We start from the raw sequence: 15558 nt of genomic DNA, 5'->3' as shown, positions 1-15558 counted from the left end.
GGACACCGGGCACCGGGCAGGAAGGCACCGCCTACGGGAGCGCCGCCTACGGCAGGCGCTCCAGGAGCGTCCGGGCCGCGTCCAGCATCAGCCGGCACACATCCTCCGGATCCGCGCCGGCGAGTGGTTCCTGGCGCACCACGACGCGGGTGAGCCCGATGCCGAGCAGCCAGGCGACGACGAGGGCGGCGCGCAGGTCGGCGTCGTCCGCGCGGGTGAGGCCGGCCAGCACCTCGGAGTACTCCTCGGTCAGGCGCCGGTTCGTCCGTGCCGCCTCGTCGTCCCCTCCGACGGAGCGCAGGAAGACCTCGAGGGTGCGGTCGCCGGACGCTCCGCCGGCGGGGTCGAGCAGGCCCCGCAGGGCGCTCTCCAGCAACTGCTCGGCCGGGGTGTCCCGCAGCTGTTTGTGGCCGTTCCGCGCCACGACCTCGCCGAAGAGGGCGGTCTTCGAGCCGAAGTAGCGGAAGAGCAGGGTCTGGTTGACGCCCGCGCGGGCCGCTATCGCGCGTACGGTCGTCCGGTCGTAGCCGCGTTCGGCGAACAGCCCGGCCGCCGCGTCGATCAGGGACCGGCGGGTCGCCTCGGCGTCGCGCCGGCGCACCGGCTTCTCTGTGGTCATCCCTCACTCCTCACCGGACCGGCCGGTCCTGTCAAGGTGGCCGATCACCGTGCGGACGGGCCCCGTTGACGCCCTGTCTACCCCGTCCTACGGTCGATGTAAGCAGCTGCTTACATCACTCGACCGCTGCGGCGCGCGATCCCGCCGCCCAGGCGAAGGGAACAGAGGTCCGGATGTCCACCTCCTCCAGCGAGCCCACCGCCTATCCCTTCAACGAAGCCACCGGACTGGCGCTGTCCGGCCAGTACGACGAAGTGCGCCGCAGCGAGGGGCTGACGCGCGTCCGGCTGCCCTACGGCGAACCGGCCTGGCTCGTCACCCGCTACGCGGACGCGAAGCTGGTCCTGGGCGACCGGCGGTTCAGCCGTGCGGCCGCCGCCGCGCACGACGAGCCCCGCCAGGCGCCCGGCCGGGCCGACAGCGGCATCCTCGCGATGGACCCGCCCGATCACACCCGGCTGCGCACCCTGGTGACGAAGGCGTTCACCGCACCGCGCGTGGAGCGGCTGCGGCCGGAGGTCCGCGCCCTGGCCGAGAGCCTGCTCGACGACATGGTGGCGGCGGGGCCGCCGGCCGACCTGGTCGAGGACTACGCCCTGCCGATCCCCGTCGCCGTGATCTGCCGTCTGCTCGGGGTGCCCGAGGCCGACCGGCCGCGCTTCCGCAAGTGGAGCGACGACGCGCTGTCCACCAGCTCCCTCACCGCCGAGGAGGCGGACGCCAGCCGGGAGGAGCTGCGCGCGTACATGGCGGAGCTGATCGCCGACCACCGGGCCAGGCCCGCGGCCGACCTGATGACGGCGCTGATCGAGGCCCGCGACAAGGACGACCGGCTGTCCGAGAAGGAGCTGATCGACCTGTGCGTGGCGGTCCTGGTCGCCGGCCACGAGACCACGGCCACGCAGGTCCCGAACTTCGTGTGCGTCCTCCTCGACCACCCCGGCGAGATCGCACGGCTCCACGACCGTCCGGACCTGATCCCCGGCGCGGTCGAGGAACTGCTGCGCTTCGTGCCGCTGGGCATGGCGGCGGGCATGGCCCGCTACGCCACGCAGGACGTCGAGGTGGGCGGCACGCTGGTGCGGTCGGGCGAGCCGGTCCTGGTGTCCATTGGGGCCGCCAACCGCGACGCGCTGCGCTTTCCGGCGCCCGACACGCTCGACCTCGGGCGGGAGGGCAACCAGCACGTGGGCTTCGGCCACGGCGTCCACCACTGCCTGGGGGCGCCCCTGGCCCGGCTGGAGCTCCAGGAGGCGCTCCGGGCGCTGGTCCTGCGGATGCCGGGCATCCATGTGGCCGGTGAGATCGCGTGGAAGACCCAGATGCTGGTCCGCGGGCCGCGTTCGATGCCGGTGGGGTGGTGAGCGGTGGCCTGGCGGGTGGCAGTGGACCGTTCGCGCTGCATGGGCTCGGGAATCTGCACGGCCCTGGCCCCCTCGTCGTTCGCGCTCGACGGCGAGCGATCCCGGCCGCTGACGGACGAGGCCGCTCCGGATGAGGCGCTGCTCGACGCCGCCGACTCCTGTCCGGCGGGGGCCGTCACGGTGACCGAGGACGGGCGGGTGCTCGGCCCCCGCGACTGACCGGGGCGCACGGATGGCGGCCTTCCGGTTCGTCCGTCCCACAGGCCCCCGGCGCCGCCTTCGCGTGCCTCGCCGGGGGCCCTCCGGGACTCCTCACGAATCGTCTTCACCCCATTGAGTCGTGTCGTTGTGCGAATTGGCTCAACAGGCGTGTTTCTTATATCGTTTGAGCCGCCATCACGAAAGGAATGCAACCAATGGCTGTCAAGTTTGAGCAGGTTGACGAATCGGTAAAGGACGAACCGGGGGTCGAGCCTGTTCTCGTTCCGCTGGGCGAGCAGGAAATCACAACGTATTGGCGGAAAATGCGCCATGACGACCTGAATCCTGAAGTCACCGAAGATGTGTTCACCGTTGAGATTCTGGTGCCGGTATTGAGCACCGAGGAGTACGAGACCGGGGAGGAGAACGAGGACGGCAGCCAGGAGATCGCCACCCGCCCCTGCGTGACCCACGAGCGGCGGGAAGTCGATCTCGGCAAGGAATCCCTGGAGAAGTACCTCGAGGCGATTCAGCCCTTCGCCGCCGTCGCGCGCGAGCCGCAGGCCGTTCCGCAGCAGGGCCGCAAGCGCCGTGCCAAGGCGGTCAAGCCGGCCACGGACGGCCCCGCGTAAGGGCCGGTCCGTCCGTCAGGCGATCCAGCGCGGTCGCCGGGCGGCGGGTGGCAGCGGCAGGCCGCCGGCGAGCGCGGTGGCCATGCGCTGCACGGCCTCGCGCAGCGCTTCGGGGGAGGCGGTGTAGGGGATGCGCATCCGCTGCTCGAGGATGCCGGGGTAGGCGCCGAAATGGCCACCGCCCTCGATGCGCACCCCGCACTCCCGCGCCTGCTCCGCCAGGGGCGAGGCGATGGGTTCGCCGAGGTCGACCCACAGGGACAGCCCGCCGGGCGGCACCCGCCAGGTCCACCGCGGCATGTGCTCGGTCAGGGCCTCGCCCAGGGCGGCGCGCTGCGCGCGCAGCTGTTCCAGGCGGGGCGGCAGCAGCTCCTCGGCCCGGGCCAGGAGCTCGAGGGCCAGGAGCTGGTCCACCACCGAGCCGCCCATGTCGTTGGCCAGTCGCTGGCCGGCCAGTTCGGTCACCACCTGCGCGGGGGCGCGCAGCCAGCCGATGCGCAGGCCGGCCCAGTGGGTCTTGCTCATCGAGCCGATCGTGACGACCTGGCCGCTGCCGCCGGGCCTGGCGTGCGAGGCGAAGGGCGGCGGGGCGGGGACGTCGAGGGCGAGGTCGGTCAGCGTCTCGTCGACGACCAGCCAGGTGCCGGTGCGTTCGGCGGCGCGCAGGACGCGTTCGCGTTCGGCGCCGGGCATGAGGCAGCCGGTCGGGTTGTGGAAGTCGGGGATCAGATAGGCCAGTTGGGGCACCACCTGGCCCAGCGTCGATTCGACGACCTCGATGTCCCAGCCGGTGTCGGTCACCGGGACGGACACCGGGCGGAGGCGGGCGCGGCGTACGGCTTCCAGTGCGTTGGGGTAGGACGGGTTCTCGACCATGACCCGGTCGCCCGGTCCGCACAGCAGTCCCATGGTCAGCGTGAGCGCGTGCTGGGCCCCGGAAGTCACCAGGATCTGTTCCGGCACGGTGGCCAGGCCCCGCCGGGTGAAGCGCTCGGCGATGGCCGCCCGCAGGTCCGGGAGCCCGTAGGGATGGTAGCCGGGTGTGTCCGCGTGCCCGGCCAGGTGGGGGGCGATGCGCACGAGCGCGTCGACGAGTACGTGCTCCGGCAGCCCGGGGGCGGCCCTGGCCAGGTCGATGGCGGCGTCCGGGGCTTCGAGGACCCGTGCGAGGCGACGGGGTGTGCGGCCTTCCGGCATGGCCGTCCAGGTGCCGGAGCCCTGGCGGCTGTACGCGTAGCCGCTCTCGCGCAGCAGGTCGTACACGGCGGTGACGGTGGCCCTGCTGGTGTTCAGAGCGGCTGCCAGTTCCCGCTCGGCGGGGAGCCGCACGTGCAGTGCGATCCGTCCGTCGAGGATCAGCGTGCCGATCTCCCGGGCCAGGTGGCGGAAGGCGGGCCTCGGCCTCGCCCCCGCCGGGTCGGGCAGCATGGCGGCCAGTTGGCGGCTGCCCAGCGTCCGGTCGGCGCGACCGGCCCTGTCCCCACGCCGCAGCGGGTCCACGGCATCCATTCCAACCACTCCCCCGGGATTGGCCATGTTTTCCAGGCCAATCACTGTACAGACTCGCCGCCAATGGCCCTTGAGGGCCCATCAGCACACAGAGGCGGTCAGGATGAAGCAGCAGGTCACGGTGGGTCACGAGCCTCCGCGGGGGCGTCCCCGGGAGGAACGGACGTCACTCCCGCCCCTGACCTACCTCCCCCTCGGCGAGCGTCCGCTCCGGCGCGTCACTCAGCTGTTCGCCGGACTCGTCCTCTTCGGGTTCAGCCTCGCGGTCATGCTCCGGGCCTCGCTGGGCGTCAGCCCCTGGAGCGTGCTGTACGAGGGCGTGGCACAGCGCACGTCCCTGAGTTTCGGCACGGTCAACGCCGTCGTCGGTGCCGTGGTGCTCCTGCTCTGGATTCCGCTCGGGCAGAGGCCCCGCTTCGGCACCGTCGCCAACATCGTCGTCCTGGCGTGCTCATCGGACCTCGGGCTTTCCCTCATCCCCGCGCACCTGGACCTCCTCACCCGGGCGGGCCTCCTCGCCGGCGGTGTCCTCCTCAACGGGCTGGCCGGCGCCGTCTACATCGGCGCGCGCCTCGGGCCCGGCCCCCGCGACGGGCTGATGACCGGTGCGGTCGCCGCGACCGGCCGCTCCATCCGGCTGGTCCGCACGCTGATCGAGATCACCGTGCTCGCGACCGGCTGGCTGCTCGGCGGGACGGTGGGCGTCGGCACGGTGCTGTACGCGGCCACGGTCGGCCCGGTCACCCAGGCGTTCCTTCCCCGGTTCGCGTATCGGGGCGCCGCTCCCGGTCGGCGCGGCGGTGGCCGGCGGCGGACCTGATGAGGTCGGCCACGGCGTCGGGGTGGCTGTGCAGGGGAAGGTGGGAGCTCGGCACCTCGACGCGGTGGGCACCCGCGCGGTCGGCCTGGAAGCGCTGCAGGTCCGGGGCGATGCCGCGGTCCTCGGTGGCGATCAGCGCCCAGGTGGGCAGGTGGCGCCAGGGCGCTGCGGTCGGTGCGTCGCCGAACGCGGTCGCGCTGACCGGCCGCTGTACGGTCGCGAGGGTACGGGCGGTCTCGTGCGGCACGTCGTGGGCGAAGACGTCGGGGAACCGGTCGGCCTCGATGTAGAGGTCGACCGCCTCGGTCGCGTCGGTGCCCGGCACGGTGACCGGTGTCAGCGCGGGCACCAGGTGCGAACCGGGGAAGCGCTCGGAGAGTTCGCCCAGCACCTCCCCCGCGTCCGGCATGAACGCGGCGACGTAGACGAGGGCGTGGACGTTGGGGGTGGACGCGGCCGCTTCGGTGATCACGGCGCCGCCGTAGGAGTGCCCGGCCAGCACGACCGGGCCTTCGACGGCCGCGAGGCGGGCGGCCAGGTGGGCGGCGTCGTGCCGCAGGCCGCGCAGCGGGTTCGCGGGGGCGATGACGGTGTACCCGTCCGCCTGCAGCCGCTCGATGACGGGCTGCCAGCTGGTGGCGTCGGCGAAGGCGCCGTGGACGAGCACGATCGTGGGCCGGCGGGCGGGGGCGGCGCTCAAGAAGGCGGCGCCTAAGGCTGCGGGGTTCTCGGTGGTCATCGGGCGGTGCTTTCTGCTCGGGGATTCGGGGCGGCAGGGGCAGCAGGGGGTGGTGGGGCCGGGGCGGACGCCCGCTGTCAGTGCGTGCGCAGGGCGCGGCGCAGGGTGCCGACGGCGAGCGTGATGGCGGAGTCGGCCGCCCGCGTGTCGCGCAGCGCGTTGAGCATGACGAAGTCGTGGATGATGCCCTGGTAGCGCACGGCGGTCACGGGCACGCCGGCGGCGCGCAGCTTGTTGGCGTACGCCTCGCCCTCGTCGCGCAGCACGTCGGCCTCGGCGGTGATGACGAGGGCCGGCGGAAGCCCGGCGAGCTGTTCGGTGCTCGCGCGCAGCGGCGAGGCCGTGATCTGCGCGCGCTGCTCCTCGTCCGTCGTGTACTGGTCCCAGAACCACCGCATGGCGTCGCGCCACAGGAAGTAGCCCTCCGCGTACCGGTGGTAGGAATCGGTGTCGAAGGACGCGTCGGTGACGGGGTAGAACAGCACCTGCAGGCGCAGCGGCAGCCCGCCACGTTCCTTGGCCATCAGGGTCAGGGCGGCGGTCATGTTGCCGCCGACGGAGTCGCCGGCCACCGCGATGCGGCCGGGGTCGAGGCCCTTGCCCGCGCCCTCCGTGACGATCCACCGGGCGACGGTCCAGTTCTGCTCGATGGCGACCGGGTAGCGGTGTTCGGGGGACAGGCCGTACTCGGGGAAGACCACCGCGGCGCCGACGCCGACGGCCAGTTCGCGCACCAGGCGGTCGTGGGTGTGGGCGTTGCCGAACACCCAGCCGGCCCCGTGGATGTAGAGGATCACCGGGAGGCTGCCGGTGCTGCCGGCGGGCCGGACGACGCGGGCCCTGACCCCACCCGTCGGCCCGCCGGGAACCGTGATCCACTCCTCGTCCACGGCGGGCATGTCCACGGGGCCGGACTGGGCGGCGTCGACGGCCTTGCGGCCGCCCTCCGGCGGCAGCTGGAAGAGGTACGGCGGCTGGGCGGTGGCCGCGGCGAAAGCCGCGGCGGCGGCCTCCAGGACGGGGGCGGTGGGCAAGCGGTCGGTCATGGCTCGGCCTGTTCGTCATGGGGGGCGGGGGGACGGGGCGTGCCGTGCCCGCGGCGGACCCGGAAGGGGGGTACGGGCGGCCGCGGGCACGAGCACGGGCACGACGTTAGGCGGGGACGCGGCATCCGATGCGACGTCGCGTGCACGGGACTTGCCCTCGGGCGCACAACGCGGGCCGGGGGCCTCAGGGTCGGGCGCTGTGCAGGGCGACGTGCAGGGTGTCCAGGACCTGGGTGCGGGCGGCCCGGGAGGCCGCACTGTCGCGCAGCATGTCGAACAGGGGGAAGGCGTGGATCGTGCCGTGGTACCGCACCGAGACGACGGGCACGCCGGCCTCCCTCAGGTTGGCGGCGTACGCCTCGCCCTCGTCGCACAGCACGTCGGCCTCGGCCGTGATGACCAGCGCCGGCGGCAGTCCCGCGAGGTCGTGGGGCGTCGCGCGCAGCGGCGATGCGGTGATCCACGCGCGGTGGGAGGGGTCGGGGACGTACGTCCGCCAGTAGTCGTGCATCGCCGGGCGGTCCAGGACGTAGCGGTCGGCGAACCTCCGGTGTGATCCGGTGTCCATGCCGGCGTCCGTGACGGGGCAGACCAGGACCTGGTGCAGGAAGCGCGGTCCGCCCCGCTTCCGGGCGAGCAGCGTCAGGGCGGCCGCGAGGTGGGCACCGGCGGAGACTCCGGCCACCGCCATCCTGCTGCCGTCCAGTCCCCGTTCGCCGCCGTGGCGGGCGAGCCACCGGGCCACGGCGTAGCTCTGTTCCACCGCTGCCGGATACCGCGCCGCGTGCGGCCGGTCGTCCTCGGGGACGACGACCGCCGCGTCCGCGCCGAGCGCGAGGTCGTTCGTGAATCGCGTGTGCGCGGCGGGGGCGGTGAGCGTCCCGTCCGGGCCGCGCGGGCAGAGGATCACCGGCAGGGGGTCCTCCCACCCGGCGGGCCGCAGGATCCGCACCGGGATCCGCTCGCCGTCGCGGCCCGGCAGCGCGAGCCACTCCTCCTCCACGTCGGGGTCGGGTACGGCGGCGGGGGTGCCGCCCGTCGGGCGGGGGGCCGGCCGGGAGGCGGGAGGGTGCCGGTGCCTGTCGACGAAGGCCTGGGCCGAGCGGTCGAGGACGGGTGGTGGCTGCGGGGCCTGAAGGTGATGTTCCACGGGGACTCCTGCCAGAGGCACGGCGCGGGCCGTCGGACGAACGGTCCCGCCGCGGCTCCGGTCGGGCCGGTGCCCGGAGCGGGAAGGGTCGTTCCGGGCACGGCTGTCCACCGTACGGATCCGCAGGGTTGCCAGGGGCCGGAGCGCGTACCGAAGCATGCCGCTGCGTGCACACTTCCGGACGCCATGGCCGGTCATTGGCCGGTGACCGAGCAGTCATTTGACCTAACGGCTCGTCATCCGCCGCGTCCACCCTGGTGGTGAGCCGGGCACAGGGCCCGAATGCAGCCGAAGCCCCGAGCAAGGAGCCGCGTGCACACCGACGCCGGAACGACCGCCCTTCCCGAGACCGGCCCGCTCGGGCCGTGGCAGCGGGAGCTCGACCGCGAACTGGCCGCCGTGCAGGTCAGATCGCGGCAGGAGCACGCCTTCGACGGCGCGCTCGGCACCCTGCGTCTCGGCTATCTGCGCCTGCTGTCGCTGGAGGCGGACCCGGTGTACCTGAGCCGCCCGCCCCGGCTCGTCGACCGCGCCCCCGCCGACGCGGTCGCCGTCGCGCTCCAGCAGAGCGGGACCGCGGCCCTGACCCAGGACGGGCGCGGCGCCGTGCTGCTCCCGGGGCACCTGGCCGTGATCGATCTGCGCCGTCCCTTCGCGCTGGAGCAGAAGGAGCGCTTCCGGCAGCGGCTGTTCCGCGTTCCCGCGCGGGCGCTGAACGTGCCCGCCGCGCACGTGCGGTGGACCACCGGGCGCGCTTTCGCGCCCGGGGACGGGGTGGTCGCGCTGCTGGCCCCCTTCCTGGACCGGCTGGCGGACGACGCGGGACGCATCCCCCCGGCGGTCGGCGACCGGCTGGCCGGGAACGTCACGGATCTCCTGGCCGCGCTGGTGGACGCGTGTGCGGAGGGCGGGGACGACCGTACGGGCGTGGCGGACGACGACCATCTGCCGGCCGCCGTACGCCGCTACATCGACCGGAACCTCTCCGATCCCGGCCTCACCCCGGAGTCCATCGCGACGGCGCATCGCATTTCCGTGCGCTACCTGCACCGCCTCTTCGAGGGTGAGGGGGTCACCGTGAGCAAGCTGATACAGCGGCGGCGTGTGGAGGAGTGCGGGAAGGAGCTCGCCCGGCGCGGCCGGGTCGCCCCGACGATATCGGCGGTCGCCCTGCGCTGGGGGTTCCACAGTCCGGCGCACTTCAGCCGGGCCTTCAAAGCGGTGTACGGGTGCTCCCCGCGCGACTGGCGCACGGCGGAGCCCGTCCCGGCCGCTCCTCACCCCTCCGGCGACTCGCCGGGGGCGCCGGGAGTGCGCAGGGCGCGCCAGGTGCTGGGCGACATGCCGTAGGCGGTGCGGAAGGCGCGGCTGAAGTGGGCGGCGTTGGCGAAGCCCCAGCGCTTCGCGACCGACGCGACGGCCGGCCGCGTCCGCCCGGTCCGGGCCAGTTCCCTGCGGCACTCCTCGAGCCGCCGCCGCTGGATCCACCGGCTGACCGTGCTGCCTTCGGCGGCGAACACCGCGTGCAGGTAGCGGACCGAGATGTGGTGGTGCTCGGCGATGCTCTCGGGTGTGAGGGCGCGGTCCCACAGATTCTCGTTGACGTGGGCGCGCAGTCGCAGCGCCAGGGCGTGGCGGCCCGATCCCGCGTCGGCGGCGGTGGACGCGCGTGCTTCGGCCGCCAGGGTCGCGAGCAGTTCGACCGCCGCGGCGGCGAGGTGTTCCGCCACCTTGGGCGAGTGGGCGGCGGCCGGGGCGGCGAGCTCCTGGAGGTAGGGCGCCAGCAGGGGCGCCACGCTGCCGCGCGTGAGCGGGTGAGGGCGGCACAGGGCCTCGACGTCCGCCGGTGGCAGGCCCAGGAGGTGGCGGGGGACGCCGAAGAGGTGCAGTTCGAAGTCTTCCGCCTCGTGGAAGGCGAACGGGGCGCGGGCGTCGAGGACGACGAGGTCTCCCGGTGCGCACGCGACGGCGCGGCCGTGCTGGACGAAGGTCGCGAGCCCCCGTCGGTGCACCGCGGCGACGACGCGGTCCGCGGAGCCCGTGCCGGACGGTCCCGGGGCGGAGGCGAGGGTCAGCGCCGGGCCCCGGACCGTGCTGACGCCCAGGCCGCCGAGCGCGTGGGTGGTGACGCGGCCGGCGGGGACGCCGTCGTGCCCGGGGGCCGGCAGGCACTCCAGGGGGACGCACGCGGCGGCGAACGGACCGCCGGTCGTCGTGCCGTCCCGGGCGGGCACGGCGAAGGTCGTGGGCGCGGGGCTCATGTGCTCTCCCTGCTGCGTCGTGGGGTGTCGGGGGCGCGGGGGAAGGGATGCGACGCGGCGCGCGGGCCGCGACGGCGCGGATTCGGGGTCTCGGCCGTCAGCCTGCCGGGGCGGCCGCGGGCGCATGTACGTCGTTTGACTGCCGTGTGTCCCGGGGCCGAGCGGGCGGGCGGGGCGCCGGGTGGCGTGATGCGCCAGAGGCCGCCGGTGGGCATCGCGCCCCCGTTGATGATCTTGAGCGGTGCCGGGCGATATTCTGAGCCGTGCGCCGGACCCACGGCGTGCGCCGACACGTCGGAGTGGTGCTGAGGTCCCGTGGCGGCCACTTCCTGAGGGGGTGCACAACACCCTGTGATGCCCGGGGACATGGGGAGTGGCCGTGGTGCCCTTATCCGGTGGCAAGGATCTCGTGGGACGACAGCGGGAGACGGCTCTGCTCGGCCGCGCGCTGGACGACGCGCGGTCCGGGGCGGGCGGCTCGGCGACGCTGCTGCGCGGTGAGGCGGGCATCGGCAAGACCGCCCTGCTCGAGTGGACGCGGACGCGGGCGCGCGCGAGCGGGTTCACCGTGGTGCACGCGGTGGGCGCGGAGGCCGAGACCGAGCTCGCGTTCGGCGCACTGCACCAGGTGCTGTGGCCGCTGCTGGAGCGTTCGCGGACGCTGCCGGCATCCCAGCGGGAGCCGCTGGAGTGCGCGCTGGGCCTGCGGCAGGGATTGCCGCCGGGCGGCTTCCTGGTCGGCGCGGCCGCGCTGGCGCTGCTCGCGGAGGCCGCGCGCCAGCGGCCCCTGCTGCTCCTGGTCGACGACCTGCACTGGGTCGACTCCTCCAGCGCGACGGTGTTCGCGTTCCTGCACCGGCGGATCACGGACCTGCCCGTGGTCATCGTCAGCGCGAGCCGCCCCGTCGCGGCGGTGGCGGAGGGCTGGCCCACGCATCCGGTGGACGTGGAGGCCCTCGCGCCCGCGGACGCCGGCGCCCTGCTGCGGCAGTGGCATCCGCAGCTGGCGGCCAGGACCGCCGAAAGAGTGCTGGAGGAGGCCGCGGGCAATCCGCTGGCGCTCGTGGAGCTGCCCCGGCAGCTGAACGAGGACCACCTCAAGGGCATCGTCCCCCTGCCGGAGCGGCTGCCCCTGGGACAGCGGCTTGAACGGCTCTTCGCCGACCGGCTGACGTCCCTGTCCGTACCCGCCGCGCAGATGCTCCTGCTGACCGCTCTCGGCGGCGGAGCCGCGGCCGGGAACACCGGCGCGTGGCTGCGCACGGTCGCCGGGGACGACGCCGAGGAGGTCCTCGGCCGCATCGAGGAGAGCGAGCTGGCACGGCTGGACCCCTCGGGCATGCTGGCGTTCCGCCACCCGCTGGTGCGCAGCGCCGTGATCTCCATGGCCTCGGGCCCCGAACTGCGCGGGGCCCACCGGATCCTGGCGGCGGGCCTGGGCCCGGAGGACCCCCGCCGCCTGGTGCACGAGGCGTCCGCGGCCCTCCTCCCCGACGAGGAACTCGCCGCCCGGCTCCAGGAGGCGGGCCGGCGGATAGCGGCGCGCGGCGGCGACGCGGAGGGCGCGCTGCTCCTGGACCGCGCGGCGGCGCTCAGCGCCGACCCCGCCTCCCGTGCCCGCCGGCTGACGTGGGCGGCCGTGATGGCGGCCCGGGGCGGGCGGCTCGCGTACACCGCGCGTCTGGTCGACGAGTTGCGGCGCGGGCCGGTGCCGCCCGACATCGCCCCGCTGTTCGCCTACGCCGTGGTGTACGCCGACCAGAGCCACCGGGTCGACTTCGAGTCGTCCTTCACCCTGCTGCCCCAGGCCCTCGACGCCCTGGCCGCCCCCGGCGCGGAGTCCTTCGGCGGGCTGGCCGAGCAGGCCTACTTCAAGCTGCTGCTCGCCGCCACCTACACCGGCGACCCGCGAGGCTGGCGGGCGCTGGAGGACCACCTGGGCAACGTGTCGCCGCTGGCCCGGCTGTGCCACCGCGCCTGGTCCGACCCGGCCCGTACCGCGCAGGGCGTCTGCGAGGAACTGTCGGCGCTGGCCGCGGGGATGAGCGAGGAGCAGGAGGCCGGCGGGGCCTGGCTGCTGCTGTGGACCGCGTCGGCGGTCGACCTCGACGACGGCGACATGTGGCGGCGCTTCACGGGGCAGCACGCCTACGCCACCCAGGGCTCGATCGCGAAGGCCCGGTGCTACCAGGACTTCCTGCACGGCCGCTGGGACGCGGCGGAGAACTGCCTGCGGGAGGCCGAGGCGGCCGAGGAGCTCGGCTACCACTGCAACGCCCTGCTGTTCCGGCACTACTACGCCCTCTTCGCCGCCGGGCGCGGCGAGGAGGAGAGCCTGCGGGAGATCGAGCGGCTGATCAGGCCGACGGCACAGCGCGCCCGCATGCGGTTCGTCACCGACCGCCTCACGCACCTGCACGCCCTCGTCGCGCTGGCGCACGGCCGCTACGAGGACGCGTACTGCGACCTGACGGCGCTCACCCCGCCCGGCGTCCTGCCGCGCGGGCTGCCCTGGTTCCACCTGCCGTTCTTCGACCTCGTGGACGCGGCCGTGCACACCGGGCGGCGGCGGGAGGCCCAGGCGCACCTGGCGGCCGGGCGCGAGGCGCGGATGGCGGAGATCTCCGCCCACCACGCCTTCCTGCTGGCCGCGGCCACCGCGCTGGCCGCGCCCGACGACGAGGCCGACGCCCGCTACCGGGAGGCGTACGCCGTACCGGGCTCCGGGCAGTGGGTCTTCGAGCTCGCCCGCCTGCGGCTGGCCCACGGCTCGTGGCTGCGCCGGCACCGCCGTACGGAGGCCCACGACGTCCTGCGCGAGGCGCACCGGGCGTTCCGCGGGCTGCGCGCGGCGCCCTGGGAGGAGCGCTGCGCGCAGGAACTGCGCGCAGCCGGACGCCCGGTCACCACGGCCACGGGCGCGCCCGCGCTGCTCACCGGGCAGGAGCTGCGCATCGCCCGGCTCGCCGCCACGGGCCTGACGAACAAGGACATCGGCAAGCAGCTGCGGCTGTCGCCGCGCACCGTGGCGGCCCACCTGTACAAGATCTTCCCCAAGCTCGGCATCACGTCGCGGGCGGCCCTCGCCCAGGCCCTGGACCGGGAGTGAACGGACGGGGCCCGGTGGCTCCCCCGCGCCGTGAGGCGGGGAGGGACCACCGGGCCCGGGCGGGTGGGGATCAGATCTCGCAGTTGCTCTCGGTGCCGAGGAAGGGGACGTCTTCCTGACAGGTGTCGTTGCCGGGGCCGCCGTCCACGGTGCCGGTGGCTTCGGCGCCTTCGTGGATGTTGTCGTTGCCGGCCCCGCCGGAGACGACGCAGGCGTTGGCGTCGGTGACGTCGATGGTGTCGTTGCCGTCCTCGCCGGCCACGGTGCTGGCGTTGCAGGTGAGGACGGTCAGGTTGTCGGCACCGTCACCGCCGTGCAGGCTGCCGCCGTCGACGCCGAGCGCGAGGACGTTGACGTTGGCGAAGTCGTTGCCGGTTCCGAGGAACGCGGCGTCGGCCAGCACCGTGCCGTGCACGATGAACCGGTCGGCGTTGGCCCCGGTGTCGACGAAGCCGGAGTTGTTGCCGGTGATCTCGACGGTGTCGTCGCCGTCGCCGGTGGTTATCGACTGGCCGGCGTGGTTGCCGAGGACGCGGACGGTGTCGTTGCCGGTCCCGGTGCTGAAGTCGGCCAGGGTGTCGAGGGCTCCTGCCGTGACGATGTCGTTGCCGGGGCCGGAGATCACGATGCCGCCGGCGTCGGCCAGGATGGTGATGGTGTCGTTGCCGCCGAGGCTGTTGATGGTCTGGCCGGGCAGCAGGAACGGGCAGACGATGTTGTCGGCGCCGCCGGTCTCCGCTCCCGTGCACTGTGCCGGCAGGGCGGAGGCGGTGGTGGCCGTCAAACCGACCACACCGAGGGACATGAGCGACACGGAGGCCAGCCAGGCCAGGCCACGGCGCAGGGGGATCGCGTGCATGACGGGTTCTCCTCTCCGCCCGTCCCCGCGGATGACGGGGCGGGCGAACCAGGGGTGGGTGCTCGGAGGGGTTCGCCCCGCGGACACCACAAGCCGGAGGACCTTGTGCGTTCGGCACGAGGGGAGGTCCTCGCGGGCCGGAGGCGCGCGGGGCGGATGAAGGCGCTTGCGCGAGAGCCGGGCGCTGGGAGCGGGATGTTCCGCCACTGTCGTGCTCCGGCGGCGCCCCCGCCGGAGCTTGAAGTGTGCGCGCCGACTGGCCGAAAACAGGAGGCGCGCACAGGGGCGTGCCGTGGTGCGGGTCCGCGCCCGAGCCATGTGTGAGCGCCGGCCATCACCCGGCCTGGCGTGACGTGCGATGCACGAGCAGGCCGTTCCGGGGGGCCGTCCATCAGGCCGGAAGGACCGGAGCCGCGGTGGCGCGCCCCGGAAGGCCCACGTCTCGTCGCGCGCCGAGCGGACCGCGACCAGACTGGCCGGTACCGCGCCCGGTCAGGCGCATGCCCCGGCACGGTCATGCCCGCACACGGTAAGGACTCGGTCATGCCCACGGAGGATCGTCCCCGCCCGCTGCGGGTGCTCGTCTTCGGCGCGGCGCTGCGGGCCGGGTCGGCCAACGCCCGCCTCGCCTCCCTGGTCGCCCGTCTGATCGCCGACGCCGGCGCCACCGTCGACCACGCCTCCCTGCGCGAATTCGACATGCCCTTGTACGACGGCGACATCGAGACCGCCGACGGGCTGCCCGAGGGCGCACTCGCGTTGCACGGCCGGCTGGAGACGAGCGACGCGTTCGTGATCTCCTCCCCCGAGTACAACGCCTCCGTACCCGGTGTGCTGAAGAACGCCGTCGACTGGGTCTCCCGCGTCCAGCCGCAGCCGTTCAAGACCAAGCACGCCCTCCTGGTCTCCGCCTCCCCCTCCCTCATGGGCGGCAACCGGGGACTGTGGGCCCTGCGCATCCCCCTGGAGCACCTCGGCACCCGCGTCTACCCCGACATGTTCAGCCTCGCCCGGGCCCACGAGGGCTTCACCGAGGCCGGCCTGCTGGCCGACCCCGCACTCCAGCGGCGCCTCACCGAGACGGTGGGAGCCTTCCTCGGTCTCGTCGAGGCGGACACCCGCTACGTCTGCCTGCGACGCCGCTGGTACGAGTTCCTGGGCGACGCCACCGGCGCCCCCGTCACCCAGCGGGCCGAGGGCTGACAGCGCCTCGGGGCCGGCGGGCGGGGCGAGGAACGCCGAAGGCCCG

General features: G+C 74.2%; 14 protein-coding genes. 7 read left to right on the top strand and 7 right to left on the bottom strand.

What is annotated here, in order from left to right; all coding sequences use genetic code 11:
- Positions 1 to 46: 46 nt before the first annotated feature.
- On the bottom strand, positions 47 to 619 hold the full coding sequence (locus IE295_RS14720) for a TetR/AcrR family transcriptional regulator (RefSeq protein WP_190064078.1): 573 nt from the start codon (positions 617 to 619) through the stop codon (positions 47 to 49).
- A 173-nt stretch (positions 620 to 792) separates the two neighbouring features.
- On the opposite strand from IE295_RS14720, the gene IE295_RS14715 reads away from it, so the two are divergent.
- The 3 genes from IE295_RS14715 (at position 793) to IE295_RS14705 (ending at position 2816) form a co-directional block, all read left to right on the top strand.
- Positions 793 to 1983 (top strand): cytochrome P450, encoded by a 1191-nt coding sequence (locus tag IE295_RS14715; protein ID WP_190064077.1) that lies wholly within the window; start codon positions 793 to 795, stop codon positions 1981 to 1983.
- A gap of 15 nt (positions 1984 to 1998) precedes the next feature.
- Positions 1999 to 2202: a ferredoxin gene (locus IE295_RS14710; protein ID WP_224323270.1), complete on the top strand. Its 204-nt coding sequence runs from the start codon at positions 1999 to 2001 to the stop codon at positions 2200 to 2202.
- Positions 2203 to 2399: 197 nt separating this feature from the next.
- Positions 2400 to 2816, top strand: coding sequence for a hypothetical protein (locus IE295_RS14705; protein WP_190064075.1), 417 nt, complete (start codon positions 2400 to 2402; stop codon positions 2814 to 2816).
- 15 nt (positions 2817 to 2831) lie between these two features.
- Here IE295_RS14705 and yczR read toward each other — a convergent pair whose 3' ends face one another.
- Positions 2832 to 4325, bottom strand: coding sequence for a MocR-like transcription factor YczR (gene yczR, locus IE295_RS14700; RefSeq protein ID WP_190064074.1), 1494 nt, complete (start codon positions 4323 to 4325; stop codon positions 2832 to 2834).
- A gap of 103 nt (positions 4326 to 4428) precedes the next feature.
- On the opposite strand from yczR, the gene yczE reads away from it, so the two are divergent.
- Positions 4429 to 5145 carry a membrane protein YczE gene (yczE, locus tag IE295_RS14695; protein ID WP_224323271.1) on the top strand — a complete coding sequence of 239 codons (717 nt, stop codon included), beginning with the start codon at positions 4429 to 4431 and terminating at the stop codon, positions 5143 to 5145.
- On the opposite strand, the gene IE295_RS14690 is transcribed toward yczE, so the two are convergent.
- The 3 genes from IE295_RS14690 to IE295_RS14680 form a co-directional block, all read right to left on the bottom strand.
- Complete coding sequence (locus IE295_RS14690) at positions 5066 to 5884, bottom strand: alpha/beta fold hydrolase (protein ID WP_190064073.1); 819 nt, start codon at positions 5882 to 5884, stop codon at positions 5066 to 5068. The two genes, yczE and IE295_RS14690, sit on opposite strands and share 80 nt — an antisense overlap.
- A gap of 77 nt (positions 5885 to 5961) precedes the next feature.
- Positions 5962 to 6930 carry an alpha/beta hydrolase gene (locus IE295_RS14685; protein WP_190064072.1) on the bottom strand — a complete coding sequence of 323 codons (969 nt, stop codon included), beginning with the start codon at positions 6928 to 6930 and terminating at the stop codon, positions 5962 to 5964.
- A gap of 184 nt (positions 6931 to 7114) precedes the next feature.
- Positions 7115 to 8080, bottom strand: coding sequence for an alpha/beta hydrolase (locus IE295_RS14680; RefSeq protein ID WP_224323272.1), 966 nt, complete (start codon positions 8078 to 8080; stop codon positions 7115 to 7117).
- Positions 8081 to 8392: 312 nt separating this feature from the next.
- Here IE295_RS14680 and IE295_RS14675 point away from each other — a divergent pair, with 312 nt between their 5' ends.
- The gene (locus tag IE295_RS14675; RefSeq protein WP_224323273.1) at positions 8393 to 9430 is read left to right on the top strand and encodes an AraC-like ligand-binding domain-containing protein; all 1038 of its coding nucleotides are present in this window, start codon (positions 8393 to 8395) and stop codon (positions 9428 to 9430) included.
- On the opposite strand, the gene IE295_RS14670 is transcribed toward IE295_RS14675, so the two are convergent.
- A complete protein-coding gene (locus IE295_RS14670) occupies positions 9358 to 10341 on the bottom strand; it encodes a helix-turn-helix domain-containing protein (RefSeq protein ID WP_190064069.1) in 984 nt (327 codons plus the stop codon). The genes IE295_RS14675 and IE295_RS14670 overlap by 73 nt on opposite strands.
- A gap of 373 nt (positions 10342 to 10714) precedes the next feature.
- Here IE295_RS14670 and IE295_RS34110 point away from each other — a divergent pair, with 373 nt between their 5' ends.
- Positions 10715 to 13450, top strand: a complete 2736-nt coding sequence (locus IE295_RS34110) for a BREX system ATP-binding domain-containing protein (protein WP_308437401.1) — start codon at positions 10715 to 10717, stop codon at positions 13448 to 13450.
- A gap of 70 nt (positions 13451 to 13520) precedes the next feature.
- Here IE295_RS34110 and IE295_RS14660 read toward each other — a convergent pair whose 3' ends face one another.
- A complete protein-coding gene (locus tag IE295_RS14660; protein WP_190064068.1) occupies positions 13521 to 14309 on the bottom strand; it encodes a hypothetical protein in 789 nt (262 codons plus the stop codon).
- Between the two features lie 543 nt (positions 14310 to 14852).
- On the opposite strand from IE295_RS14660, the gene IE295_RS14655 reads away from it, so the two are divergent.
- A complete protein-coding gene (locus tag IE295_RS14655; RefSeq protein WP_190064067.1) occupies positions 14853 to 15512 on the top strand; it encodes an NADPH-dependent FMN reductase in 660 nt (219 codons plus the stop codon).
- Positions 15513 to 15558: the final 46 nt, after the last annotated feature.

This window comes from Streptomyces griseocarneus (assembly GCF_014655595.1).
GTDB lineage: Bacteria > Actinomycetota > Actinomycetes > Streptomycetales > Streptomycetaceae > Streptomyces > Streptomyces griseocarneus.
This window is presented reverse-complemented; position numbering and strand designations above follow the sequence as displayed.